At 40.7% G+C, this 23855-nt stretch carries 28 protein-coding genes and 7 tRNA genes; 12 read left to right on the top strand and 23 right to left on the bottom strand.

The annotated features are described in order from the left end of the window. Window position 1 precedes the first annotated feature (1 nt). The 4 genes from pyrH to GM182_RS02955 form a co-directional block, all read right to left on the bottom strand. Window positions 2–718, bottom strand: coding sequence for a UMP kinase (pyrH, locus tag GM182_RS02970; RefSeq protein ID WP_449187105.1), 717 nt, complete (start codon window positions 716–718; stop codon window positions 2–4). Between the two features lie 5 nt (window positions 719–723). Then, a complete protein-coding gene (gene tsf, locus GM182_RS02965; RefSeq protein ID WP_449187104.1) occupies window positions 724–1323 on the bottom strand; it encodes a translation elongation factor Ts in 600 nt (199 codons plus the stop codon). Then, window positions 1323–2153, bottom strand: coding sequence for a 30S ribosomal protein S2 (gene rpsB, locus GM182_RS02960; protein WP_449187103.1), 831 nt, complete (start codon window positions 2151–2153; stop codon window positions 1323–1325). Before rpsB ends, tsf begins: the two co-directional genes overlap by 1 nt. A 110-nt stretch (window positions 2154–2263) precedes the next feature. Continuing rightward, window positions 2264–2698, bottom strand: a complete 435-nt coding sequence (locus tag GM182_RS02955) for a secondary thiamine-phosphate synthase enzyme YjbQ (RefSeq protein ID WP_449187274.1) — start codon at window positions 2696–2698, stop codon at window positions 2264–2266. 36 nt (window positions 2699–2734) lie between these two features. Here GM182_RS02955 and GM182_RS02950 point away from each other — a divergent pair, with 36 nt between their 5' ends. Then, window positions 2735–3595 carry a serine hydrolase domain-containing protein gene (locus tag GM182_RS02950; protein ID WP_449187102.1) on the top strand — a complete coding sequence of 287 codons (861 nt, stop codon included), beginning with the start codon at window positions 2735–2737 and terminating at the stop codon, window positions 3593–3595. A gap of 1 nt (window position 3596) precedes the next feature. Here the strand turns inward: GM182_RS02950 and GM182_RS02945 are convergent, their stop codons facing one another. The 5 genes from GM182_RS02945 to GM182_RS02925 form a co-directional block, all read right to left on the bottom strand. After that, a complete protein-coding gene (locus GM182_RS02945) occupies window positions 3597–4580 on the bottom strand; it encodes a TIGR00341 family protein (protein WP_449187101.1) in 984 nt (327 codons plus the stop codon). Window positions 4581–4586: 6 nt separating this feature from the next. Beyond that, window positions 4587–4958 (bottom strand): DUF4405 domain-containing protein, encoded by a 372-nt coding sequence (locus GM182_RS02940; RefSeq protein WP_449187100.1) that lies wholly within the window; start codon window positions 4956–4958, stop codon window positions 4587–4589. Between the two features lie 145 nt (window positions 4959–5103). Then, window positions 5104–5179 (bottom strand) — tRNA-Asn (locus GM182_RS02935). A 6-nt stretch (window positions 5180–5185) separates the two neighbouring features. Continuing rightward, window positions 5186–5260, bottom strand: a tRNA-Glu gene (locus tag GM182_RS02930). A 14-nt stretch (window positions 5261–5274) separates the two neighbouring features. Further along, window positions 5275–5349: transfer RNA gene (locus GM182_RS02925), tRNA-Gln, on the bottom strand. Between the two features lie 209 nt (window positions 5350–5558). Between GM182_RS02925 and GM182_RS02920 the strand changes: the two genes are divergently transcribed. Beyond that, window positions 5559–5634, top strand: a tRNA-Met gene (locus GM182_RS02920). Window positions 5635–5658: 24 nt separating this feature from the next. Continuing rightward, a tRNA-Glu gene (locus GM182_RS02915) sits at window positions 5659–5733 on the top strand. A 58-nt stretch (window positions 5734–5791) separates the two neighbouring features. Here the strand turns inward: GM182_RS02915 and tsaE are convergent. After that, window positions 5792–6205: a tRNA (adenosine(37)-N6)-threonylcarbamoyltransferase complex ATPase subunit type 1 TsaE gene (gene tsaE / locus GM182_RS02910; protein WP_449187273.1), complete on the bottom strand. Its 414-nt coding sequence runs from the start codon at window positions 6203–6205 to the stop codon at window positions 5792–5794. Window positions 6206–6218: 13 nt separating this feature from the next. Continuing rightward, entirely contained in the window at window positions 6219–6557 is a 339-nt protein-coding gene (gene sepF / locus GM182_RS02905; RefSeq protein WP_449187099.1) for a cell division protein SepF, read from the bottom strand. A 73-nt stretch (window positions 6558–6630) separates the two neighbouring features. On the opposite strand from sepF, the gene GM182_RS02900 reads away from it, so the two are divergent. Both GM182_RS02900 and GM182_RS02895 read left to right on the top strand, forming a co-directional pair. Next, window positions 6631–7665: a 6-phosphofructokinase gene (locus GM182_RS02900; RefSeq protein WP_449187097.1), complete on the top strand. Its 1035-nt coding sequence runs from the start codon at window positions 6631–6633 to the stop codon at window positions 7663–7665. 32 nt (window positions 7666–7697) lie between these two features. Next, complete coding sequence (locus GM182_RS02895; protein ID WP_449187096.1) at window positions 7698–8693, top strand: ATP-dependent 6-phosphofructokinase; 996 nt, start codon at window positions 7698–7700, stop codon at window positions 8691–8693. On the opposite strand, the gene GM182_RS02890 is transcribed toward GM182_RS02895, so the two are convergent. From GM182_RS02890 to GM182_RS02835, 12 genes are all read right to left on the bottom strand, one after another. After that, window positions 8694–9407, bottom strand: a complete 714-nt coding sequence (locus GM182_RS02890; protein ID WP_449187095.1) for a TrmH family RNA methyltransferase — start codon at window positions 9405–9407, stop codon at window positions 8694–8696. Further along, window positions 9407–10774 carry a cysteine--tRNA ligase gene (gene cysS, locus GM182_RS02885; protein ID WP_449187093.1) on the bottom strand — a complete coding sequence of 456 codons (1368 nt, stop codon included), beginning with the start codon at window positions 10772–10774 and terminating at the stop codon, window positions 9407–9409. The genes GM182_RS02890 and cysS overlap by 1 nt, the downstream gene beginning before the upstream one ends. Continuing rightward, complete coding sequence (locus GM182_RS02880) at window positions 10771–11871, bottom strand: 2-C-methyl-D-erythritol 2,4-cyclodiphosphate synthase (RefSeq protein WP_449187092.1); 1101 nt, start codon at window positions 11869–11871, stop codon at window positions 10771–10773. Before GM182_RS02880 ends, cysS begins: the two co-directional genes overlap by 4 nt. Then, window positions 11864–12931, bottom strand: a complete 1068-nt coding sequence (locus GM182_RS02875) for a PIN/TRAM domain-containing protein (protein WP_449187091.1) — start codon at window positions 12929–12931, stop codon at window positions 11864–11866. The genes GM182_RS02880 and GM182_RS02875 overlap by 8 nt, the downstream gene beginning before the upstream one ends. Then, window positions 12932–14200: a DUF7125 family protein gene (locus GM182_RS02870; RefSeq protein WP_449187090.1), complete on the bottom strand. Its 1269-nt coding sequence runs from the start codon at window positions 14198–14200 to the stop codon at window positions 12932–12934. Next, window positions 14197–16800, bottom strand: a complete 2604-nt coding sequence (locus tag GM182_RS02865; protein WP_449187089.1) for an ATP-dependent Clp protease ATP-binding subunit — start codon at window positions 16798–16800, stop codon at window positions 14197–14199. The genes GM182_RS02870 and GM182_RS02865 overlap by 4 nt, the downstream gene beginning before the upstream one ends. A gap of 2 nt (window positions 16801–16802) precedes the next feature. Then, entirely contained in the window at window positions 16803–17294 is a 492-nt protein-coding gene (locus GM182_RS02860) for a DUF501 domain-containing protein (RefSeq protein ID WP_449187088.1), read from the bottom strand. After that, window positions 17284–17601: a hypothetical protein gene (locus GM182_RS02855; RefSeq protein WP_449187087.1), complete on the bottom strand. Its 318-nt coding sequence runs from the start codon at window positions 17599–17601 to the stop codon at window positions 17284–17286. The genes GM182_RS02860 and GM182_RS02855 overlap by 11 nt, the downstream gene beginning before the upstream one ends. Continuing rightward, a complete protein-coding gene (gene pyk, locus GM182_RS02850; protein WP_449187086.1) occupies window positions 17573–19297 on the bottom strand; it encodes a pyruvate kinase in 1725 nt (574 codons plus the stop codon). The genes GM182_RS02855 and pyk overlap by 29 nt, the downstream gene beginning before the upstream one ends. A gap of 13 nt (window positions 19298–19310) precedes the next feature. Then, window positions 19311–19616 (bottom strand): hypothetical protein, encoded by a 306-nt coding sequence (locus GM182_RS02845; RefSeq protein WP_449187084.1) that lies wholly within the window; start codon window positions 19614–19616, stop codon window positions 19311–19313. Between the two features lie 75 nt (window positions 19617–19691). After that, window positions 19692–19766 (bottom strand) — tRNA-Met (locus GM182_RS02840). A gap of 9 nt (window positions 19767–19775) precedes the next feature. Continuing rightward, window positions 19776–19852 (bottom strand) — tRNA-Met (locus tag GM182_RS02835). A gap of 108 nt (window positions 19853–19960) precedes the next feature. Here GM182_RS02835 and GM182_RS02830 point away from each other — a divergent pair. From GM182_RS02830 to GM182_RS02800, 7 genes are read left to right on the top strand one after another with little or no spacing between them, the layout of a single operon-like run. After that, window positions 19961–20317, top strand: a complete 357-nt coding sequence (locus GM182_RS02830; protein ID WP_449187083.1) for a Na+/H+ antiporter subunit E — start codon at window positions 19961–19963, stop codon at window positions 20315–20317. Further along, on the top strand, window positions 20314–20559 hold the full coding sequence (locus tag GM182_RS02825) for a hypothetical protein (RefSeq protein WP_449187082.1): 246 nt from the start codon (window positions 20314–20316) through the stop codon (window positions 20557–20559). The genes GM182_RS02830 and GM182_RS02825 overlap by 4 nt, the downstream gene beginning before the upstream one ends. 1 nt (window position 20560) lies before the next feature. Then, complete coding sequence (locus GM182_RS02820) at window positions 20561–20827, top strand: cation:proton antiporter (protein ID WP_449187081.1); 267 nt, start codon at window positions 20561–20563, stop codon at window positions 20825–20827. Window position 20828: 1 nt separating this feature from the next. Then, window positions 20829–21389, top strand: a complete 561-nt coding sequence (locus GM182_RS02815; RefSeq protein WP_449187080.1) for a Na(+)/H(+) antiporter subunit B — start codon at window positions 20829–20831, stop codon at window positions 21387–21389. Next, on the top strand, window positions 21376–22062 hold the full coding sequence (locus GM182_RS02810; RefSeq protein WP_449187079.1) for an MnhB domain-containing protein: 687 nt from the start codon (window positions 21376–21378) through the stop codon (window positions 22060–22062). The genes GM182_RS02815 and GM182_RS02810 overlap by 14 nt, the downstream gene beginning before the upstream one ends. Beyond that, window positions 22062–22400, top strand: a complete 339-nt coding sequence (locus GM182_RS02805) for a cation:proton antiporter subunit C (RefSeq protein ID WP_449187078.1) — start codon at window positions 22062–22064, stop codon at window positions 22398–22400. The genes GM182_RS02810 and GM182_RS02805 overlap by 1 nt, the downstream gene beginning before the upstream one ends. Beyond that, complete coding sequence (locus GM182_RS02800; RefSeq protein WP_449187077.1) at window positions 22390–23853, top strand: proton-conducting transporter transmembrane domain-containing protein; 1464 nt, start codon at window positions 22390–22392, stop codon at window positions 23851–23853. Before GM182_RS02805 ends, GM182_RS02800 begins: the two co-directional genes overlap by 11 nt. The last annotated feature ends 2 nt before the right edge of the window (window positions 23854–23855 follow it).

Raw genomic sequence — 23855 nt, 5'->3', positions numbered from 1 at the left:
ATTAGTATATGAGAGTTCCAATATCTTCTCCCGCAACAATTTTAGCGAGATTTTCAGGCTTCCCTATATTAAATACTATCATTTTGAGGCCCACATCTCTAAGCAGGGAGGCAGCAGTCATATCTATAACTTCAAGTCTGCGCTCAAGAACTTCTTCTACACTAATAGATGAATATCTTTTTGCATCTGGATATTTTGTAGGATCTTTGTCATAAACACCGTCAACCTTGGTACCTTTAATAACAACTTCTGCCCCTATTTCTGCGGCACGTAGCACTGCTGCAGTATCAGTTGTAAAGAATGGATTAGAAGTGCCACCGGCAAATATAAGAAGTTCACCAGCACGATAGAGTTTGGCAGCCTCTACAGGGGACATAGAAGGGGCAAAGTTGCCAAAATCCATGGCACCAATAACACGGGTTTTTACATGCAGCTGACGAAGTTTATCTTGAAGTACAAGGGCATTCATTACAGTGGCAAGCATACCCACTTGATCGGCAACAACACGTCCAAGTCCTATGTCTCCACGCATACGGCCACGCCAGAAATTACCACCACCCACAACGATACCTATACGAATACCCTCTTTCCACAAAGCGGCGATAATATTCAAAATAGAAAAAAGGGACTGGGAAGAATAACCCCAGCCCCTTTCACCCGCCAAAATTTCGCCGCTCAATTTTAAAAGTATAGAACTATACGCTGAGCGGACCACCATGGCTATCAGGACTCCTCTCCGAGCTCCCAGCGTACAAACCTACGAACAACGATATTCTCACCAATCTTTGCAATAGCCTCTTTAATAACTTCCTCTACAGTTTTATCTTCATCTTTAACAAATGGCTGCTCCATAAGTACATTCTCTTTGTAGAAGTTCTTCATTTTACCTTCAACAATCTTCTCAACAACATGCTCAGGCTTACCCTCCTGAAGGGCCTGCTTGCGATAAATTTCCTTTTCCTGCTCAATAATTTCTTCAGGCACATCTTCTCTCTTAACCCATCTGGGGGCATAAGCTGCAATGTGAAGGGCTATATCGTTGACAAGATTTTTAAAGTCATCAGTACGGGCTACAAAATCTGTCTCACAGTTAACCTCTACCATAACACCTATGCGGCCACCACCGTGGATATATGCATGAATCATACCTTCTTTAGCAGTTCTCCCTGCCTTCTTAGCTGCTTTAGCAAGACCACGTTCACGAAGAATCTTTACTGCCTTATCAAAATCACCGCCTGCTTCCTGCAGTGCCTTCTTACAATCCATCATACCGGCACCGGTCATTTCTCTCAGCTGTTTAACCATTTGTGCTGTTATCTGCATTACTCATCGCCCCCCTGTTCATTTTCTGCATATAGATCTCCAAACTTCTCAACGGCATCTTCAAGCTTTTTGACATTCTGAGGAACTTCTTCCTCTTCACCCTCTACCTGCTCCAGAGCCTGTTCCATCTCAGCAGCTGCACCTGCACGTCCCTCATTACCCTCAATAACGGCATCGGCTATCTTGCTGGTAATGAGCTTAACAGCCCTAATGGCATCGTCGTTAGAAGGAATAGGTACAGTAACCTCATCGGGATCACAGTTAGTATCTACCATAGCAATAATAGGAATACCAAGCTTATTAGCCTCGGCAACAGCAATGGATTCCTTACGGGTATCAACAACAAAGATTGCATCGGGAAGACGCTCCATGTCAATAACGCCACCATAGTACTTCTCTAGTTTATTCATTCTCCTAATAATACGGTTGCGCTCCTTTAGAGGAATGTTGTCAAGCAGTCCCTCCTCCTGCATCTTCTTGAGCTCCCTGAGCTTTTTAATACTGTTCTTCACTGTCTGGAAATTGGTGAGAAAACCACCAACCCATCTCTGATTGATGTAAGGCATACCGGCACGCTTTGCTTCATCAGCAATAACCCTCTGTGCCTGTCTCTTGGTACCCACAAATAGAATTGTCCCTCCGCGGGAAGCAATGTCTTTGGCAAATTCATAGGCCTTCTCGAGTTGCTGAACAGTCTTCTGAAGGTCAATAATGTAGATACCGTTACGCTCAGTGTAGATGAACTTCTTCATCTTAGGATTCCATCTACGTGTCTGGTGACCAAAGTGAACACCAGCTTCCAATAGCTGTTTTAATGTTACGATAGGCATTGTTTGCACCTCCTGTTGGGTTTTTTCCTCCACCCTCTTAGTGCACCCCAATGGGGACACCCAACTTTTAGAGGGTGTGAGTTTTTACCTATGAAGTATATCATATAAAACTATACGATGCCAAATACTTTGACAATCACACGCTTGCGTCTCTGACCATCAAATTCAGCATAAAAAATCTGCTGCCATGGGCCAAGATCAAGGTCACCATCAGTAACAGGGACAATAACTTCATGATGAACAAGCAAACTCTTCAGATGTGCATCTCCATTGTCTTCACCTGTAAGATGATGTTTGTAATCTGGACGATAGGGAGCCAATTTCTCAAGCCATTCCCATATATCTTGCCACAAACCTTCTTCATCATCATTTACAAAAACACCTGCTGTAATATGCATAGCAGAGACAAGCACATAACCGTCTTTTATTCCACTCTTTTTCACTATATCCCTAACGGTTTCTGTGATATTAATAAGTTCCCTTCTCTTCTTTGTATTAAACCACAGATATTCTGTATATGCTCTAACATTGCTACCCTCATATATCTTCACAATCATCACCTCCACTGTTATTATAAGAGTATGAAAGCACATATACCATTTATTGCAGCTGTGGGAGATATAAACAGGTATCGCATTTTTACCAATGGCCTTATCGAAAATACAATATTTGATCTTGCATCTCTTACCAAACCCCTTGTTACATTAAAGTACACTCTAAAATACTACGAACAAGGTGATAGTATTTTCGGTATTGACATCATAAAACTGATTACCCATAGTGCAGGTATCCCTCAGAAACTACCTTGGATGAATTGGAAAACTGAGGAATATTTTGAAAATGTAGCCTCATATAAAGGAACTATATCAGGATTCGACTATTCGTGTCACAACTACAATCTACTTGCACACTATGTGTATATAAAGAGCGGAAAATACCCACTGGAACACCTTCAGTGGAAAGATGAAGGTTACTTAGGTATGGGTATAAAACACTCCAATACTTTACCCATAGTTGATGGTAAAACTTACATTGGCATACCACACGATGGAAAGGCCCGTTTATTAAAAGAAAAAGCCGGAAATGCAGGTCTATTTGGAAATATACAGGCACTTATAAGAGTAGCTCAGAGAATACTCAACGGCAGATGGTACAGCATACCTGTAGAGGAATTTTCTAAGCCACACATAAGAGGTATACAGCGTTATTCCCTCGGCTGGTTCTTATATAGCACACGGTGTAAAACTTGCGGTTCAAATTTTTCGTTTAGAAGCTTCGGACATAGTGGATTTCCTGGCAGTTTTATATGGTTTCACCCAGATAATAAAACTTTCCAGATATTTCTCAGTCATAGCATCAACCATATAAGAAGACGGATAGAACGATTCAGGTTCTTAGGGCAAATGTCCAACTGGTTATACAAAGAGACCCTAAAAGATTAAACTAAACAGAGTAGATAATAGTGATAAGGAACAAAAGAAGCAAAAACCACAAGCCATAGGCAGCTGCAGACAATATCTGTGCCTTTCTCTTATCCCACCAAGTCATAGGTGTAATCCCATAAATATTGAATAGTGTCACAGAAGCAAGGTTAACACCAATAATATTTGCAAAGAAAAGCATCAGAGCTCCAAATGCGGATGAAAAGTATCCAGCTCCTAGAAGCATAGAAAACACCATAAACGGCGGAAGTAGTGCCACAGCCACCATAACACCAACCAATGAAGCCATCTCTCCAGTAATAGCAGATAGGGTTCCAGCCGCACCAGACGCCAAGGCAACAATAACGGCTAAAATATCAACATCTGTTCTACTGGCTATTTGAGGTATGTTAGGATTTACAGGTAACGACCAACCCATAATAATACCCAACACGAAAGCAACGATAAGCATAACAAACAGGGTTTTAATACTTTCAAATATTAGTCTTGTATCGGCCAAAGTAACACCAAGACCTAAGGCCATGTTGGGGCCTAGGAAAGGAGCCATCACCATAGCCCCAATTATAACAGCTGGATCATTTTTATAAAGACCAATACCGGCAACAATAGCCGACAATATAACCATGAGGATATTGGAAAAAGACAAAGTTGCCTTGGAAAACATGCTAACATAAAGCTCCTGCCTACTGATACGAGGAATAGGGCCGAGCCTCTTACGATGCTCTTTTTTGTTGTGAAGAGGCTCAGCCGTTTTTGGTTGAAACACCACAAGCTCAAATCCTTCATAGACACTGTATAAAGAGGTAATCCTATCTATAACTTCTTCATCCCACTTGATAGTGGTAAGCACTCTAACCAATACAAAGTTATCGTTATTATCTATATCGTGAAATCTAAGCCATATATATTTATCGTCATCAAGCGACTCAAGAAGTTTTTCTTCTAACCCCTTGGGTATATATGCCTCTATAAGTCTAAGCTCCATATACCTTTAGTCTTCCTTCACTTCACTATCCAACTCTAATTTTCTCTGTGCCTCTATATGATTAATTATAATCCTTCCTAGAGGAAAATCATGAAAGTAAGCTTCTTTAACCAAGCACTTCATTTCAGCCTTATAAAATCCCCAATTAAGTACCAAATGGATCAGTACCAATCCCCCCATAACAAAACCAAAAATTATATGCAACTTTAACCCCATTGGTGCTGAAGAAAAATTCTTCATTTTAAAAGTTAACATTATTCCTGTAACCATTACAATTGTGAAACTAATCAGCAGCAAAGTAGATAAAATTCCTTTCAATCCCATCATCTTTTTAAGCTGTGGTGGTAAAACACATTTTTTGTTGTTCTGTTGCTTCATCAATATTACCTCCTTTCACTTTCAACTGGTAAAGAGATAGAAACATTATACTCCCTATAACGCAGATAGCAAACAGTAGCGTTTCATACCTTTACAAGGGGCAAAGCGAGGCATTGTTATAATAAAACATTTCAAAAATAAAAATTGGCTCCGGGGGAGGGACTCGAACCCTCAACCAACGGATTAACAGTCCGCTGCTCTGCCGATTGAGCTACCCCGGAACCTCATGGTAGCCCCAGGGGGAATCGAACCCCCGCCTCCGGGTTGAGAGCCCGGCATACTAGCCACTATACGATGGGGCCACCGTTTTTCTATCTGGCTGGGGAAGGTGGATTCGAACCACCACTACGGGATCCAGAGTCCCGCGTCCTGCCGATTAGACGATTCCCCAACCGACAGCAATATATTTATACCATGAAAGTTGCGACATGTCAAGTATGTGTATCAACATCCCCTAAAACACCTACAAATAAAGCTTTTCTCAAGTTTCGTGGCATTCATAAAGTGTATAACCATATGCAAAAAGGCATTCCGAGCAGATTTTGCATAGTCCCCTTGACAGGATACACGCATATGTGTATAATAACCTTGCGAGTGTGTGGGCCCGTAGCTCAAGTGGCAGAGCCACCGGCTCATAACCGGAAGGTTGGGGGTTCGAGTCCTCCCGGGCCCACCATGGGTCGCGAGAGTGTGCAAAGGTGGCCCCATCGTATAATGGTTAGTATACCGGCCTTTCAAGCCGGTGGTGCGGGTTCGATTCCCGCTGGGGCTACCAAGAAAATAAAGGAGGGGATATCCCCTCCTTCTTTTTTTAGGGTTAGTATACTTACAACCTAAATTACTTTCTCTATCTGTATACTGCGGCAGTCCTCCGACTCAATATCTATATGCACTTTCACTGTAGAAAATTCTTCTTCTACATCTTTAATTTCTTCCTCCAATCTGTCAGGCCACTCAATAAAAACAATATAACCAGCTTCTAATCTATCTACAATTTCATCGACAATATCTGTTTCATGACCAGTAAGACGATATAGGTCTATATGGGAAACACCCAAATCGTCGTAAACAATTTCATATGTAAATGTCGGGCTCTTTACCCTGCCCTTATAGCCTAGATATTTTAGATACTCCCTTACAATAGTTGTTTTACCAGCTCCCATAGGACCATATAACAAAACAAGTAAAGGTCTTTTATCAAAGTATGTAAAAACCTGAGTAAGCTTCTCTACCTCACAAATGTGCATAGTTTCCACTACACTATCTCCTCCTTGGCCACTGTTTGATACCAACATCTACTCCTGTCACAACATATATATCCTCAGTAACTTTAACGGCGCTACCATCCAAGTAATGCGCTGCTCCCCGAGCAGCTGTTAGTATTCTATCCTTTTCAGGATAGTCAACTTCGGTAAAATCGAGTATCAACGTAATTCCTGCTTTAATCATCTTAACAACATTAGACATAACCCTTGGCGTACTCATAGGATCTTCTTCAGAATATACATCATCTGCTATCCGATACACAATGATATCCAAGTTTTCATCTTGTATTAGAATGTCAACATCTGTGCTATTATCAAATTCTTTAGCACTCATATCCCCACCTCCAAGAAAACATGCTATATATAGTAAAGTATAAACATAACAGAGGTAAAAAGGAGGGATCGTTATGGCTATAAAGCGTATTGGTATTCTTACAGGAGGCGGAGATTGTCCCGGTCTCAATCCAGCCATTCGTGGTGTTGTCTTTGGAGCTAAACAGAGAGGCTGGGAAGTTGTAGGCATTGAAGAAGGGTGGAAAGGCATACTGAATCCACCTATATGGAGAAACTTGGAACTAGAAGATGTCGACGAAATTCTAAGAACAGGTGGAACTATTCTCACATCATCAAGAACTAATCCATACAAAGAACCACACAGTCCAGAAGAAGTTGTTACCTCCTTTAGAACACTGGGCCTCGATGCCCTTGTTGCTATAGGCGGAGAAGACACACTGGGTGTTGCCGGTAAGCTCTATCGTGACTTTAAACTTCCTATTGTTGGTATTCCTAAGACCATTGACTTTGATGTTCCAGAAACAGAATATACTTTGGGCTTTACCACAGCACTAGAAATTACCATTGATGCCGCAGAAAGGCTAAAAGATACAGCCAAGTCTCACAAGAGAGCCATTGTACTTGAGACAATGGGTAGACATGCTGGCTGGCTCGCCCTGTTTACAGCCGTAGGTGCCGGAGCCGATGCAGTACTTATTCCCGAAGAGCCTGTTAATCTGCCAAGGCTGCTTTCTAACCTTAAGAAAAAATATGATAGAAAGAAATACCTTCTCATAGTTGTTTCCGAAGGTGTAATACTGGCAGACGAGGACCTTGACAAGACACCTGTTGACGAGTTTGGACATGTTCAGTTAGGAGGTATTTCTGAGCGTATAGCTAAGATTATAGAGAATGAGCTGGGTATTCCTACAAGACATGTCATATTAGGCCATGTTCAAAGAGGAGGTAGCCCATCCCCTATAGACAGAATAGTACCTCAGGGACAGGGACTTATGGCAACAGAGCTGATTGAAAAGGGCGAGTTTGGTTACATGGTTGGTGTCAAAGACGGAAAATTAGCCCCACTACCGCTTGAGTCTGTTGTTGGTAGAATTAGACCTGTTCCATCTCACATCATAGAGCTTTACAGACCTCTATTTGAAGAATAATAAAGGGTAAAATACTACCGGGGGTGATAGTTGTGGCGATAAAAAGAATAGCGGTAATGACATCGGGTGGAGATTCCCCCGGTATGAATGCAGCCATAATGAGTATTGTTGAAACGGCAATAGCTAGAGGTCTTGATATTCTTGGAATTAAGAGGGGATACGAAGGTCTTCTTGATGAAGACCTCGTTCCCCTTTCTCTAGATAAGGTGAGAGGTATAGCATTCAAAGGAGGTACAATTTTAGGTACATCTCGCAGTAAACGATTTCTAAAGTTAGAATGGCAACGATATGCTCTTGACATCATCACAGCTAATGACATTGATGCCCTTATCATCATCGGTGGAGACGGCTCTCTCCACGGGGCATGGGAACTTTCCAAACTAGGTATTCCTACTATTGGACTTCCCGGCACTATAGATAATGACCTTTCAGGTACAGACTTTACTATTGGATTTGACACAGCTGTACATGTTGCCAGAAATGCCATTGCTAAAATTGGAGACATAGCAAAGACAGAAGATACGGCATTTGTTGTAGAGGTAATGGGAAGACACTCCGGCTTTATTGCACTGTTTGCCGGCCTTACCAGTGGTGCAGACTTTATCGTATTTCCAGAAAATCCCATAAGTGCAGAATTTATAGGAAAATGTCTCCTTAAAAGGCAAAGTGCTCTAAGAAAAACCTCAAGCAGTGTAATAGTGCTTGCCGAAGGTGTCTCTGACGGATTTACATATGCGCAAGAAATAAGAGACGTGGTTGGAAACAATATCACCATCAATGTCAGCGTTTTGGGCTATATACAGCGTGGTGGTGTTCCAACAGCCTTTGATTCGTTCGTCGCTACATTTTTAGGACATCATGCTGTAGAAATGCTACTTCAGGGAAAGAAAAATGGAATGGTTGGCATACATGGTCTTGATGCCATCTTTACCCCATATGAAGATTTATTCTCTACAAAGAGCACACCACCAGCATCACTCATAGAATTGGCTAACCTTACCAACATGTGTGGTTGTAGAGATATATAACTACCTCTGGGGTTGCCATCGCCTTCTGTATTCATAAAGTACAATACCGGTGGCAACCCCAACATTGAGGCTTTGCATTCCCACCATCGGTATATAAATATGTTCATCAGCCAGCTTTAGCAACGTTTTACTTACACCTTTGTCTTCTCTACCCATGACAAAAACCGCATTTTCCGCAATATCTGCCTTATAAAGAGGCTGGGCATCTTCATCAAGGTTGGTGGCATATATCCAGTATCCCATCTCCTGAAGCTTTTTCAGTGCAGGTTCCAAATTGTCCTTTATAATCTTTACCTTGTACACTCCACCCTGGGATATACGGGCAACAGCTGGCGATATAGAACCAAACCTTCTTTTAGGCACAATGGCAAAGGATACTCCAAATGCCGCTGCACTACGAAAGATAGATCCAATATTTCCCTCATCGGTAATACCATCAAGCACAAGACCAAGCTTATCTTTGGCAGGGTTGAGGGTATCTATATCGTGAAAGCGAACAACCCCCATCTGCATACCAATCTTCTCGGGAAATTTGCCCTGCACTACAGGAATGCCCAATTCTTTAGCCTGATAAATAACCTCTTTTACAGCCGGAGAACGATATGCCCTATCAATAAATATCTTCTCTATCATATCGGGAGATTCAGAAAGGGCCTCCTGAACGACATGGAGGCCCCATATCCTATAAGCACCTGAAGACTTCCTATCAGACATTATGCCCACCACCACTTTGTACCACTGGGTGTGTCTTCTACTACAACACCATTTTCTTTGAGATAATCCCTAATCTCATCGGCTATGTCAAATTTTTTTTCTTTTCTAAAGCGATTACGCAAGTCAAGTAGATATTCAATAAATTTATCGGCTCCCCCTGTCTTCACATCTTCTATATTTTCAATACCGAGCACCTCAAGCATATCGGTAAACATATCTTTGACCTCTTCAGAAACAGCACCAGCAGATGTGATTTCGCCCACAAACTTAAAGAAATGTCCAATGGCCTCTGCTGTGTTAAAGTCATTTGCAAGAGCTTTATAAAAGGCCTCATAGTGAGGCAGGAAAGCCTCTTTAGATACAGAACTATCAATAGAACTTTCCACAATATCCTTTGCCCTCTTAACCTTCTTTAAAGCCGTTTCATAAGACTGGACAGACTGGGGAGTGTAATCAAGAGGTGAACGATAATATGTAGACAAGAGAAATAGTCTCAGTGCCATGGGATCAAACACCTTGATGGCATCCTTCAGGGCGAAGATATTGCCAAGAGACTTACTCATCTTCTCACCTTTGATAGACAGCATACCAACATGCATCCACGCAATGGTAAATCTTCCACCATAAAGGGCTTCTGACTGGGCTATTTCGTTTTCATGATGGGGGAATATCAGGTCTTCTCCTCCACCGTGTACCTTCAGTGGATAGCCGGCATACCTCACAGACATTACAGAACATTCTATATGCCAACCGGGACGGCCTTTACCCCAAGGAGAACGCCAGCCAAAGTCGTTTTCGTCTACCCTTTTCCACAAGGCAAAGTCCAAAGGATTTTTCTTGTGCGGATTCACTTCTATACGGGCACCAGCCATCAGCTCATCTATGTTACGGTGAGAGAGCTTGCCATATCCCTGAAATTTGTCAACAGAGTAATATACTCCATCAGGAGCCTCATATGCATATCCCTTATCCAGTAGTGTTTCCACTGCCTTAATGATATCTTCTATATGCTGAGATACCCTTGCGTATATCATCGGACCACGCACATTTAAAGCATCCATAGCACGATAATATTCTCTTTCATACCTCTCTGCTATGACAAGGGGATCAACCCCCTCTTCCTTGGACTTGGCTAAAATTTTATCGTCTATATCGGTGAAGTTGGAAACATACTTCACATCAAATCCCATCTTGGTAAGCAGTCTGGCAAGGGTATCAAACACAACAGCCACACGGGCATGCCCTATATGGGGATGAGACTGTGGTGTAATACCACATGCGTACATCGGAAAAACTTTATCATCTTCAGGAGAAAATACTTTATACTCTCTATCTTGTGTATCCATAATACGAATCTCTTTAATCATGCTTCATCCCTCCTTACAACACTAACAATTACATATGCTATATACAGATTGTCATCAAATCCCTCGGCTGTTTTAAAGGTGATAGCCACCTTGTCAGCCCCTATTAACTTTTTTATCTCTTCTATGATAGCAGATCTAAACGATTTCAGTTTCACCTTGCTAAGAATGACAACAGCAGACATCTGACTCACAGGCCCATATTTTTCCACAACACGGCTTAACAGCTCAGTAGAGCGTATGCCTTTATAATCCATGTTCCCTGGAGGGAACAGGCTACCGATATCTTCAGAAACGCCATAAGCACTAAGAATAGCATCAACAGTGGCATGAAGAAGTGCATCGCCATCAGACCATCCTATAGAGTGATATTCATCAGAAACCTTTACTCCACCAACATATAGAAAGCCACCTTCACCAACCATATGACTGTCAAATCCTATACCAATAGACTGTATAGGAATAAATCGCGAAATACATTTTTCCATCTGACGAATATCTTCTGGATATGTCAGTTTTATATTGGTAATGTCACCATCAACACGACATATGCGAAAGCCCAACTTCTCTGCAATCATGACCTCATCGTATACATCTTTATGCTCACTTTGAACAATAGCTTTGATAACATTTCCCCTAAATCCTTGAGGAGTTTGCACCCTATAAACATGCTCTCTACTCACAGTTTTAATTTCATTTTCATGGTGAAAGCGAAGTGCATCAGTAGGTGGTATTGCAGGATAGACAACATCGCACCTATCAAGATAAGCAATAACTCTTTCAAACATACTGTGGCTAGCAAGAAATCGGGCACCATCGTGGATAAGAACTTTGTCGCCGTCATCCACATTGAGTTTATCCAATCCGTTTTTTACTGAAAGATATCTAGTCTCACCCGGTGGTGCTACGATAACTTGCCTCCTATATTTGGCAGGGACCTTGCTAGCATTACCAACCCACACAACTTCGTCAAATAATTGCCAAGGTATAGAGGAAAACAGTATATCTACAACAGATTTTCCCATAAACTTTTCAGAAAGCTTATCTTTACCATAGCGAGTAGACTTGCCTCCCCCCAGAAGCACCAGATAATTAGGCACTACCCACTTCCTCCTCATCTATAATTGTTGCAAAGAGTATACGTCCAGTTTGACTCTGCTTAACATTTTGCACCCTTACCCTAACCGTTTTTCCAATATGGAACTCTCCAGCTTGGACAATAACCATTGTGCCATCAACAAGGAAACCTACTCCTTGATATGGCTCTTTACCCTTCTTAACAAGTTTCACCTCAATCTCATCACCCGGCATAACTTCTGGTGCAAGTAGATAGAAAATCTCATTGAAATTTATAACTTTAACTCCTTGAGGTCTAGCAGTATGTTCCAAATTAAAATCCGTCGTTACAAGATAACCCTTTCTCTTCTTTGCCTCATCAATAAGAATTTCATCAACAGGTTTTCCCCTACCTGTCTTGATGAATATCACCTTCTTCGGTCTAAGCTTCCTAAGTTTCTCCACTACTTCCATTCCCCTACGCCCACGCTGTCTTTTAGAAGATTCTTCTTTACTATCTGCAATCTTTCGTAGTTCGTTCATAACAAGGTCGGGAATATAAATAGTACCATCAAGACAATCAGTATTCTCAACAAGACGTATTATACGCCCATCAATAAGAACACTGGTATCTAAGATATACGAAGGTTGACACACATCACCTTCTCCAGTAGAAACTTCCGCACCTTTAAACGCTTCATATCGCTTGACATAAAAAATAAGACTAAAAAACACTTGTGAAAGTAAGGTAATTAGAAGAACAATATAGATATACTTACTAAATGCCAAGGCAAATGGAATAGCAAAGACAGATCCGGTAATAATACCCAAAAGAATAGACATAACAGTAGCCCTGTCGGTATGCTTAATAGTCTCTGAAAAATCGTGCATCCACTTTTTCACAAGCCCTCTTGTAAAAAATGCAAGAATCATAGCAAATGCTACTGCTCCAATGGTAATCTGACTTTGCGTCTGAGGAGTGATTTTTTCTGCAAAATGAAGCATTTCAATGATAACACGGGCGGTAGTAATACCAATGAGAACATAAATGATAACAAGAAGCAAGAAAAACAATGATTCATTAAAAACATTCTGTTTCTTCATTTATCGCCACCTCTGAATAAGAGTTTTTACATCATGAATACTACTAACATCTGCTACACTACCACCGGCAGATGATATAACATTCTTCCTGACATCTGCATTCTCAGGAAATCTTACACGGCCTAGCAAATCGACCTCACCTATCCAAACAACATTACCAGGCAAAGCAACATTATAATACGCAGATAATATGCCAGCAACAATAGCAATGTCTATACCAGAATCTTTCCAAAAATAATCGCCAGAAACCTTAACAAATACATCTTTATTGTATAACTTTAACCCGAGTTTTTTCTCTAAAACAGCGAGTAATAAATAAAACTTATCATTGGGATAACCACCAATAACACGACGTGGCACATTGGTATAGGAAGGGGTAATAAGTACCTGAATATCGATAATACTAGGAGTGTTACCCTGCATAACAACTGTATAGGCCTGTCCTACCTCACCACTTTCACTAAGAACAACCTTCTCACTGAGTGGAATAATTCCTTGTTCAGTCATTTGCATAAACATAACTCCATCACTGGGGCCAAACCTATTTTTTCCTACATGCAAACTGCGGATGCTGGAGCGGGATGTGGTGTTTAGGTATAAAACCACATCAACAAGATGTTCAACCGTTTTAGGACCGGCAACAGCCCCTTCCTTTGTAACATGTCCTAAAACGAGAGTGGTAATACCTTTTTTCTTCACAAGGGAGACCAGCTCTGACATGAAAATACGTGCCTCATTGTGACTGACAAATGAAACATTCTTCTGGGCCCTCATAACCTGCAGTGAATCTATAACAAGTAGATCAATATTACGACTATTTACAATAGCCTGTATCTCATCAAACGATGTGGCAAACGCAAAGGCTACACGATCTTTAACACCTATACGTCTTGCACGAGCCCCCACCTGGGATAAACTCTCTTCACCAGATATATACATAGGACTTTGAAAGGCATCTGTTAGCATCAACGCCAGTGTAGATTTACCAACACCAGGTGGTCCAGCAAGAAGAATAACACTGCCACTGACAATACCACCACCTAAGACATAATCCAGTTCCCGCCACAAGGTAGGATAACGGTATATTTTTTCTTCCTTAATATCGGATAATAAAAAAACGGAAGGGGAGCTTTCACTCCCCTCTTTCTCCAAATACTTTTCTATCTCTATCATACTATCCTCTGCCCCGCAATTGGGACAGACAACATGAAAATATTTGTCTTTATAACCACAGTTTGTACAAATAAAGCCTTTCTCCTTTTTTCTCATACTCCCGTACCTGCCACCTCATGCTTTTGAGCCTTTTCACTCCCAGAGGCATTGTTATCGATATCAATAACAACCTCTTTCTTGTTAGGATCCCAATCAATAATAAGTTCTTTACCAGAAACTGCATCCTCACCATGCTCCAGATAATAATCAACAATGGGATTAAACAGATACTCATCCAAAGCCCTTCTTATCGGCCTTGCTCCATACTCTGGGTCAAATCCCTTTTCAAGGAGTAAGTCCTCCATACGACGGGTTAACCTAAAGCGAATTCCTTTCTCATCAAGGGCTGTCTTATACTTTGATATGGTAATATACAGAATTTCTCTCATATCTTCTTTTGTTAGCGGCTTAAAGAAGACCACAGAGTCAACTCTGTTAAGAAACTCGGGTCTAAATGTACGCTTTAACTCACCTGCCAGTATCTCATTGATTTCCTTACTACTATCACCAACAAATCCCATTCGTGCCTCTTTAAGCTTTTCGGCACCAACATTAGATGTCATAATGATAATAGTATTTCTAAAATCAACCTTTCTACCCTGACCATCGGTCATAAAACCATCTTCGAATACCTGCAGGAATGTATCCCATACCCTTGGATGGGCCTTTTCGACTTCATCAAGAAGAATCAAAGAATAAGGTTTCTGTCTTACAGCTTCCGTCAATTGACCTCCCTCACCGTATCCTACATAACCAGGAGGAGAACCAAAGAGCTTAGATACTGAATGTTGCTCCATATACTCAGACATATCAAGCCTTATCATGTTATCTTCACTACCATATACAATTTCTGCAAGAGCACGGGCAAGCTCCGTCTTACCCACACCTGTTGGCCCCATAAATAGGAATACTGCAACAGGTCTATTTTGGTTGCGTATACCAAGTCTACCTCTTCTAACTGCTTTAGCAACCTTCTGTATAGCCTCATCTTGTCCCACAACGCGAGATTTCAGTAACTTTTCAAGATTACGTAGCATCTTCACCTCATCATCAGATATACGAGACACAGGCACCCCAGACATATCAGAAATAACATCAAGCACATGGTCAATACGCAGTGTTGCCTCACCTTTATATCTCAATTTTTCATAGAGCATCTGGCGATTAATAGTCTCCTCTTTAAAACCGGCTACAAAGCCCTGAGAGAACATCTCATCCTCACGGGCTATGCTATTTCCAAGCATAGAAGCTGTGTCTTTCAAGTTTAAATATTCCAGTGCTGCACGACCACACGCCCTATCAAGTACATCTACCGCTTTATCTGGCAAATACCTACTGGATATATAACGTTTAGACAACTTGACTATAGGCTCCAGGAGCTCTGGAGGAATAGTGATATTGTAATGAGACTCATATAGATGAAGTGTACCAAGGAGTATTTCCTTTGTTTCCTCAATACTAGGTTCATCAATATATACGGGAACAAATCTTCTAACAAGGGCAGAATCCTTTTCGAAGCGTTTCTTATAGTCCTCATAAGTTGTAGCCCCAATAACCCGAAGCTGTCCTGTTGCCAATGCTGGCTTAAGGATATTTGCAGCATCAAGAGCTCCCTCAGCAGAACCTGCACCAATTAATGTATGGATTTCATCAAAGAACAATATAATATTATTCCTGTATTTCACAGCCAAATCAATAATCTTTTTCAGTCTATCCTCGAATTCGCCTCTGTACTTTGTACCGGCTACAATGGCAGATGTTGCAAGCTCTATGATATGGGCATCTTTAAGGTAATCGGGAACCTCACCATATGCAATACGAGAGGCTAAACCATGAACAATCATCGTTTTACCAACACCGGGATTACCAATAATAAGTGGATTGCTCTTTATTCGCCTACCCAATATCTCAATGAGCTCTAAAACCTCTTTTTTTCTACCAATAAGTGGTTCAAGTTTACCGGCCTTGGCCTCCTCGGTAAGGTCACGGCCAAAGTTAGTGATAAATTTCAGAGCCTCTTCTAAAGTATCTTTTTTTCTACCAGGTCCCTTTCGAAATGGCATCCTACCTCTTGGTCCCTCATTTTCCATATCATCGCGTTCATCATATAGTTCCTCATCATCCTCATCATCATAAAATCCGTCCTCATCAGAATCATCAACAAACATATCGAACAATGGATCTGTATTATCCTCTACCTCTGTAAATAGATGTCCCCTCTCCCTTTCCCATTGTCTAAACATACGTTCAAGTTCAATGCGGTCCAAACCAAACATAGAATGAAGCACGCTGTATACCATATTGTCAACTTCTGATGCCGCTACCAACAAATCAACAGATGTAATATATCTGTCTTTGGCCAGACTGGAAGCCCTAGCAAACATTTCAGATGTCTTAACAAACGATATGTGTGGCTCCCTCGTTCTCATATGCTTATCAAGAACAAATCTCAATATCGTTGGTGGTTTTCTCCTCAACAACAGCTTTCCGGCTTCAGAAGCCTTTTCCAATTTCAAAATGGCAAGAAACACAAACAAGGGAGATACTTTGTTATAAGAATAGGCATCTGCCCATAATCTCTTGCCTATTGCCTCATTTTGTAAATCTATTGCTTTTCTAAGCACCTTTTCTGCATCTGGGTGCAATCTTCCATTCATAGCTAACCCTCCTCTACCTTCACCTTACTAATACCAAGATACACCTCGGGTCCATTACACTTTTCCATTTTGTCTCTTACCTTATACCACACAAATTTACCTGGGCCTTCACCTGTGGCAAGAAAGACCGCAAGGTGAGCGTGAAGGCATTTAATATGGCCTAGCCTTTCCCCTGCTATTCTCCCCCACTTAGGGTAAAAAGTTACCTTTTCTTTTACCCCTAAAACTCCGGCTAGATACAGCCTTGTAAATAGAAACTTTCTATCTTCTCCACTATAAGTTAACGAATCTTGGTATCCTTCAGATTCTAATGCCCCTACCGCCTTATTTAAGATAGGGCATGTTAACCAAAATACTGTTGGAAAGGGTTTAGCCTTCCACAGCGGAGCTGATGCAACAACAACAGGACATCCATATCTACACCGAACAACAACAAAAAATGGAAATGTTAACTTCCGCCCTATTTGTCTCTCAACAATCTTTTTATCTACCATTTTCATCATCCGGAATAACTATAATCATACCTGTAGATGTTGTTGTCATAAGCAAATATTCTAGTGCAACATCTTCTCGAAGCTTATCCACATCAGCATAAAACCACACAGGTTTCACCTGTCTACCTGCAACCTGTTTAATTGTCATAACAGACTTTTTTATCAAATAAGTATGCACCGCCAGCGCTACAACAGTCCAAAGAGCCAATATGATAAGAGCTACTTGTATGCCAACAAGCATAGATTCTATAACAGCGCCGATACTAAGCTGCGATTTTTTATCCGGTTCTGATAATTTGTCCGCCATAAACAATACCTCGATATACATCCACCGACACAAGATCTCCATCTTTTAGTGTATCAATTGCATCCCCAACCCCAATAACCATAGGCATACCTGCGGGTATATTGGCACTAACTCCAAAGTCTTTTTTCTTCACAAGAATGACTTTAACATGTCCATCTACCTGTTCTATAGATGCTATATCATCAACGACTAGAACCTCTCCATCTGTTTCTCCACGAGTAATACGACCTACAATAAAGCCCGATCCAATGCCTATACCTCTGGCAATCACAGGAGTATAAGTCGCTATCTTAATAAGGTTGGTGGTGCCTTCAACACCAACAAAATCACCAGCCGTAATGACAGCCACATCACCACTTTCAAGATATCCCTTAGCACCGGCTTCATCGATAATAGATGAAAGTAAAGCATCTACACTAGAAAACGGAGGTATATAAAGCGGATATGTTCCCCAAACAATACCTAATTTCCTCAATGTCTCTTCTCTTGGGCTCGCTGCAACAATATATGCTTGTGGTTTATACTTGGCAACAAGCTTAGCTGTTCTACCAGATTCAGTTGATGTAATAATAGCCTTCGCAGATGTCGTATTGGCAAGTTCACATGTTGCCAAACCAATGGCGTCGGTAAAACCGGCCATAGGCATAATTTTCTCATAGTATGGCACTTCTCCATTTTTCAGGGCTTTTTCCGCCCTCTTAATAATACGAGACATGGTTTTAATAGTCTCTATAGGATACTTACCCACAGACGTCTCTGCAGAAAGCATAACGGCATCGGTACCATCAAAGATAGCATTGGCAACATCGGTTGCCTCTGCCCTTGTAGGCATAGGAGATGAAATCATAGATTCCAGCATTTGAGTTGCCGTGATAACAGGCTTAGCATACTTTCTAGCCATCTTGATAATCTTTTTCTGTATAACAGGCACCTCTTCAATAGGCACTTCTACACCAAGATCACCACGGGCAATAAGTACAGCATCTGCCACAAGAATAATAGACTCTAAGTTTTCTACTGCTTCATATTTCTCTATCTTGGCAATAATACCAATGTTTTTACCACCGTTGAGAACAAGAAAATTGCGAAGATCCATAACATCATCAGGGCTTCTGACAAATGATTGGGCAATATAATCTACTCCCATCTTTATTCCAAAGAGCACATCTTTCTTATCTTTTTCTGTCACACTGGGAATAGTAAGGTTAACACCAACGATATTTACTCCTTTATGCGGCTTTACAATGCCTCCTGCTACAACTTCGCACACAACGCCTTCTTTGGTATTCTGGGTAACCCTCAGCTTTATCTTTCCATCGTCTATAAATACTGATGCACCTGGCTTTAAGTCGTTTTCAAGATATGGATAATCTACATATAGGATATGGCAGTCTCCTACATCTCCTTTAGATGACAACACAACGGTGTCACCATCTTTGAGTTCACACTGTCCTCCCTCGATCTCTTTAATACGAATTTTGGGACCCTGAATATCTTGAATAACTGGAATATACTCTCCCAGCTCTTCTGACACCTTTCTAACAAGAGTAAATCTTTTATAATGCTCCTCATGGCTACCATGTGAAAAATTTAAGCGAAATGCATCTGCACCAGCAAGTATTGCCTCTTTTATCTTCTCTTCTGTTTCAAGAGCAGGACCCATTGTAACAACAATCTTAGCTTTTCTACCAAACATATAACATACCCCCTTATACTTCTATCGTCTTTATCCAACGCAGGTAAACTGTTTTACGAGAAACAATCATACCCAAAGAATCCAAACCTATAAATATAACTCCTTCAACCTCACCGTTTTCCGAAACAATGAACTTGATATCTACCTTCCCGTTTGCGAGGTTATCGTAAAGCATGTTAACAAGCTCATCAAAGCGTGGCCTCGTTCCATAAGGAGGATAGACATTAAACATTGTATATAGTATCCAAAAAGCTCGCACTAAGTATTCATCAAGCAAATCACCAAGATGCTCCAAACTCTCTATCTCTACTTCCAGCACAGACCACACCTCTTATACATTAAACTCGCTACCTACTGTATTTTACACCGCATAAAACATTTTTCAAAAGCAAAATGGTGGCGGCGCAGGGATTCGAACCCCGGACACGGCGGGTATGAGCCGCCTGCTCTACCTCTGAGCTACGCCGCCACTGAGAATTGGTTGCGGGGGCGGGATTTGAACCCGCGACCTCCGGGTTATGAGCCCGGCGAGCTACCAGGCTGCTCCACCCCGCGACCTTGCAAGAGGTAGTATATCAAATATTGAGATGTGTGTCAAGCCCCACTATATAAGACCGCATATAACGTATTCTCCCTTAAAATATATGTATGTGGGTGATATTTTTGCTTCTCATATGGTACATAATGGGGGGACGATCAGGAGAAGACCTGGTCATTGGGTTTATATTATCTATTGGAATTAGTTGGATATTGGAAAAAAGGGATATACACAGCCATCTGGGAGACATTAGCCGTACCTTGCAACGATATCCCATATCTCTCATCAAAGGTATCTACGAAAGCATTGTACTGACCATAGGGTTTACAGATAAATTAAAACGTAAAGTCATTCATAGACAAGTCCACACAAAGGACGTATTTTCACAAACAATCAATATTACAGCAACCCCTATGTCAATTGTTTTTGACTATGACAGCAAGTCAGGAGAGTTATACATACACGAGGTGCACAAACGATGAACATAGTAGGATACATTATTTTATTTGCGGCAATTCTAAGTGGCTTATATATCGTTAAAGCTCATAATCCATGGGAAATGCTTCTCGGATATAGCAGTCTAACGGTAAAACTCATTGCTTTAATGATTCTCTTCTCTGTTATTATCGGCGCAGAATGGGCCATAGATGCAGCCATAGCTTATATGATGCTCAGTATAGGTGGATTAATGATACTAGCTTATTTCAACTCAAGGAGGAGCTAATATGCAAATTATCTCAAACATACTACTTACAATAGGTGCCATATTCATGGTTATAGGCACATTGGGTATGTGGTACAGGAAACATTACATGGAGAAACTACATTTCTTAACCATATCAGATACTGTAGGTATGTTGCTATTTCTCCTTGGCGTTATCTTCCAATTTCATGACATATGGAAAACAATCTTTATGTTACTTCTATATGCCATATTAGGGCCTATGACAAGCCATATATTAGCAAGAGCCTTCTATCTGAGGAGAGACTAATATGGAAATTGTGCTAGGAATTATGGGAATTGTATTTGCCATAGGAGTTGTTTTAAGTCATAATCCCATGCGTGCCATTATATTTATGGGGGCATTTAGTATCACTATGGCTACATACTACTATGCAATGGGAGCCCCTGATGTTGCTATGGCAGAAGCCACTTTAGGTGCTGTATTCACAACTTTTATTTATATCGTTGCAATGAAGCACCGAGGTTCTATAAAAGTAGCATATATAAGAAAAGAACCTTTTTTCTATAGAACAAGAGAAGGCTTTGCAGGTAGTGAATATCATCTGCTAAAACGATTTGCCGACAAAAATGCTATGCATTTAGAAATTACCCGTATTGCAGAAACACCTTCTCATAAAGATTTACAAACCGACAGATCCTTTCAATTTGACATCATATGTGGAGGGCTGAAAGACAATCTGTCTCTACCCGGATATACTCCACTACCATATCACTTAAGAGGATTTGCTATATATGTAAAAACCGATAGTGAAGATATATACGAAAGTTTAGAAGACTTTCTTGTAGGTGATAGCGATGAAGAATATTAGGTTGATATCAGTTATATTATTTGGCATGTTTATTGTCATGCTTCTTATATCAGCTGAAACCATATCATATATTCAACCTGACAATGTTACAGGAGCAGTCAAAGATACGGGCGCTATCAATGTCATAGCAGCTTATTACTTGGGATACAGACTCTTTGATACGCTCTTTGAGATATTGGTATTTACTGTTGCAGTACAGGGAGTTGTACATCTATTGGGGCATATGCCAACTTTGGAACAACACAAACCCATGCGGGAAAAGGCTATTATCATATATACAGATCTTATATTTGGAGCGTCTCTCATTACGGGTATGTATATAGCGGTTGCCGGACATATTAGTGCAGGTGGAGGATTTGTTGGTGGTATCGTCGGTGCTACAGGAGCCGTTTTAGTGTTTCTTACCATGCCAATGGAAGATATAGAAAAAGAATTCAACCACACATATATGGCTATATGGGAAATGTGCATTCTTGCAACTATATTTGCGCTGGTGCTTCTTCCCATCTTTATAGGCATGTATCCCATGAAGAATTTCCTTCCACTTGGAACACCAGGACACATTGTCAGCGGTGGAATCATTTCTATAGTTGATACACTGATAGGCATCAAGGTGCTTATTGGTGCCGTTACAATAGCCCAGACATTCATCAAGCATAGGGGGGTATTCTGATGATTTACATTGCCATAGCCGTTGTAATATTTGCTATAGGTGGCATTGGCATAATTTGGAAAGACAATATACTCTTAAAGCTCCTATCTCTAGGTATTATGAATGCCGGAGTTGTAGTATTGTTTGTATCTATTGCAGGACTAAAGCATCGCATACCAGCAATTCTTAATACCAATGGTCCATATGCTGACCCCTTACCACAAGCTGTTATCATTACCTCTATTGTTATTGGTTTTGCAACTATGTCACTGGCACTGGTCTTCACCATGTTAATAAGTCTCAAAAAAGGAACTCTAAGCAGTAAAAAACTTCAGGAGGATATAGACCGTGAGCATTGATATTCATGTCTATCCTTCACTTTTGACTTTGGTACCCATGTTATTTGCACCATTATTTTTGCTTTTCAGAACAAAGGTAATACATAAGATATTGGCAACTCTTACAGTTCTCTTGGACCTACTTATTATTTACAAACTCATGCTTGCCATGCCAATGGATGAATACACAGGTGGATGGATACTAAGAGGCATTCATTTACGCTTTGATAACCTATCACTTATATACACTCTTCTATTTGTTACCGTGATAGGAACAAGTTGGATTTCTTCGTTTAAGAAGAACTATCCTCCCCTGTTTTACTTTCTCACCAGTATATTGCTATCAACCCTCAATACATCAGCCATTACACTTGACCTTTTTAATATATATGTCATGTTAGAGCTTTCTTCTATCATCGCTTACATCCTTATTGCAATGAAAGAAAACTGGAAACATCTATGGGCATCACTTAAGTATCTCATGATTAGCTACTTTGCTTTTACCATGTATCTTACAGCCGTAGGACTTATTTATATGCATACAGGAACACTAGATATTACCCGCATAAGTGGCGAAATCTCGCCAATTATAGCATCTATGCTCATCGTTCCTTTGCTATTAAAATCTGGCGTATTTCCCGTTTCCATGTGGTTACCTGCAGCTCATAGCCTCGCTCCAACAGAGGTATCCGCCATACTGTCTGGTAGCTTCGTGAAAATGGGGAGCATTGTCATCTTTAGGCTCACTAGCACCCCAATACTAAAACATGCCTACATTCCCATAACTTTTATAGCCCTACTGTCAGCACTCATAGGTGTTATCCTTGCATACAATGAATCTAACGTCAAGCGTATACTAGCATTTCACACCATATCTCAGATGGGATATGTACTTGCCGGTGGTCCTATATACGGTTCTCTACATGCATTTAACCACGGTATATTTAAGTCGCTACTGTTCTTTACCGTTGGCGATCAGGTAGAAGAAACTGGACATTATGACATCAAAGCTCTAAAACATGCTAAATTTCCTATGTACAGATACATATTTTTACTCATTGGCATATTAGGTATAGCCGGAGTACCTCTATTTAGCGGTTTTATAAGCAAGAGCATCATTATCCACCATATGCCATTATATGGAAAAATAGCGTTGATACTGGCATCCATTGGTACAGTAGCCAGCATGGCGAAGCTAGCTAGCATTGGCTACAGAAAGAGCATTTTAAAAATCCCCTCCCATTATCTCATTTTCGCAACCATCACAGTTTTTGTTGGTATCAAATACATAAATTATGCTCTATCTTCGTGGGCATTAATCGAAAGCTTCATTGTTATAGCGATAGGTCTTGCCATCTTCCTGATGCTTCATCCTAAACATATACCAAGAATACTCGAAAAACTTGATATTATGGTAATTGAGTATATGCTCACACTAATAAGTATGTGGGCAATCCTATACATTCAGAGGTGATA

Origin of the sequence: Zhurongbacter thermophilus (assembly GCF_026184435.1) — a bacterium.
Classification (GTDB): Bacteria; Coprothermobacterota; Coprothermobacteria; order Coprothermobacterales; family JAADFF01; genus JAADFF01.
The sequence above is the reverse complement of the archived record's forward strand: the minus strand, read 5'-3'. Positions and strand labels throughout refer to the sequence as shown.

Bases quoted from the DNA above. Each gene is read 5' to 3' on its own strand.
- GM182_RS02900 (WP_449187097.1), top strand. From the start codon at position 6,631: ATGGCTATAAAGCGTATTGGTATTCTTACAGGAGGCGGAGATTGTCCC.
- GM182_RS02810 (WP_449187079.1), top strand. From the start codon at position 21,376: ATGAAGAATATTAGGTTGATATCAGTTATATTATTTGGCATGTTTATT.
- GM182_RS02805 (WP_449187078.1), top strand. From the start codon at position 22,062: ATGATTTACATTGCCATAGCCGTTGTAATATTTGCTATAGGTGGCATT.
- GM182_RS02820 (WP_449187081.1), top strand. From the start codon at position 20,561: ATGCAAATTATCTCAAACATACTACTTACAATAGGTGCCATATTCATG.
- GM182_RS02855 (WP_449187087.1), bottom strand. From the start codon at position 17,601: ATGGCGGACAAATTATCAGAACCGGATAAAAAATCGCAGCTTAGTATC.
- GM182_RS02945 (WP_449187101.1), bottom strand. From the start codon at position 4,580: ATGGAGCTTAGACTTATAGAGGCATATATACCCAAGGGGTTAGAAGAA.
- GM182_RS02890 (WP_449187095.1), bottom strand. From the start codon at position 9,407: ATGTCTGATAGGAAGTCTTCAGGTGCTTATAGGATATGGGGCCTCCAT.
- pyk (WP_449187086.1), bottom strand. From the start codon at position 19,297: ATGTTTGGTAGAAAAGCTAAGATTGTTGTTACAATGGGTCCTGCTCTT.
- GM182_RS02825 (WP_449187082.1), top strand. From the start codon at position 20,314: ATGAACATAGTAGGATACATTATTTTATTTGCGGCAATTCTAAGTGGC.
- cysS (WP_449187093.1), bottom strand. From the start codon at position 10,774: ATGATTAAAGAGATTCGTATTATGGATACACAAGATAGAGAGTATAAA.
- GM182_RS02875 (WP_449187091.1), bottom strand. From the start codon at position 12,931: ATGAAGAAACAGAATGTTTTTAATGAATCATTGTTTTTCTTGCTTCTT.
- GM182_RS02860 (WP_449187088.1), bottom strand. From the start codon at position 17,294: ATGGTAGATAAAAAGATTGTTGAGAGACAAATAGGGCGGAAGTTAACA.
- GM182_RS02940 (WP_449187100.1), bottom strand. From the start codon at position 4,958: ATGAAGCAACAGAACAACAAAAAATGTGTTTTACCACCACAGCTTAAA.
- GM182_RS02950 (WP_449187102.1), top strand. From the start codon at position 2,735: ATGAAAGCACATATACCATTTATTGCAGCTGTGGGAGATATAAACAGG.
- rpsB (WP_449187103.1), bottom strand. From the start codon at position 2,153: ATGCCTATCGTAACATTAAAACAGCTATTGGAAGCTGGTGTTCACTTT.
- sepF (WP_449187099.1), bottom strand. From the start codon at position 6,557: ATGAGTGCTAAAGAATTTGATAATAGCACAGATGTTGACATTCTAATA.
- tsf (WP_449187104.1), bottom strand. From the start codon at position 1,323: ATGCAGATAACAGCACAAATGGTTAAACAGCTGAGAGAAATGACCGGT.
- GM182_RS02865 (WP_449187089.1), bottom strand. From the start codon at position 16,800: ATGAATGGAAGATTGCACCCAGATGCAGAAAAGGTGCTTAGAAAAGCA.
- pyrH (WP_449187105.1), bottom strand. From the start codon at position 718: ATGGTGGTCCGCTCAGCGTATAGTTCTATACTTTTAAAATTGAGCGGC.
- GM182_RS02870 (WP_449187090.1), bottom strand. From the start codon at position 14,200: ATGAGAAAAAAGGAGAAAGGCTTTATTTGTACAAACTGTGGTTATAAA.
- tsaE (WP_449187273.1), bottom strand. From the start codon at position 6,205: ATGCACATTTGTGAGGTAGAGAAGCTTACTCAGGTTTTTACATACTTT.
- GM182_RS02815 (WP_449187080.1), top strand. From the start codon at position 20,829: ATGGAAATTGTGCTAGGAATTATGGGAATTGTATTTGCCATAGGAGTT.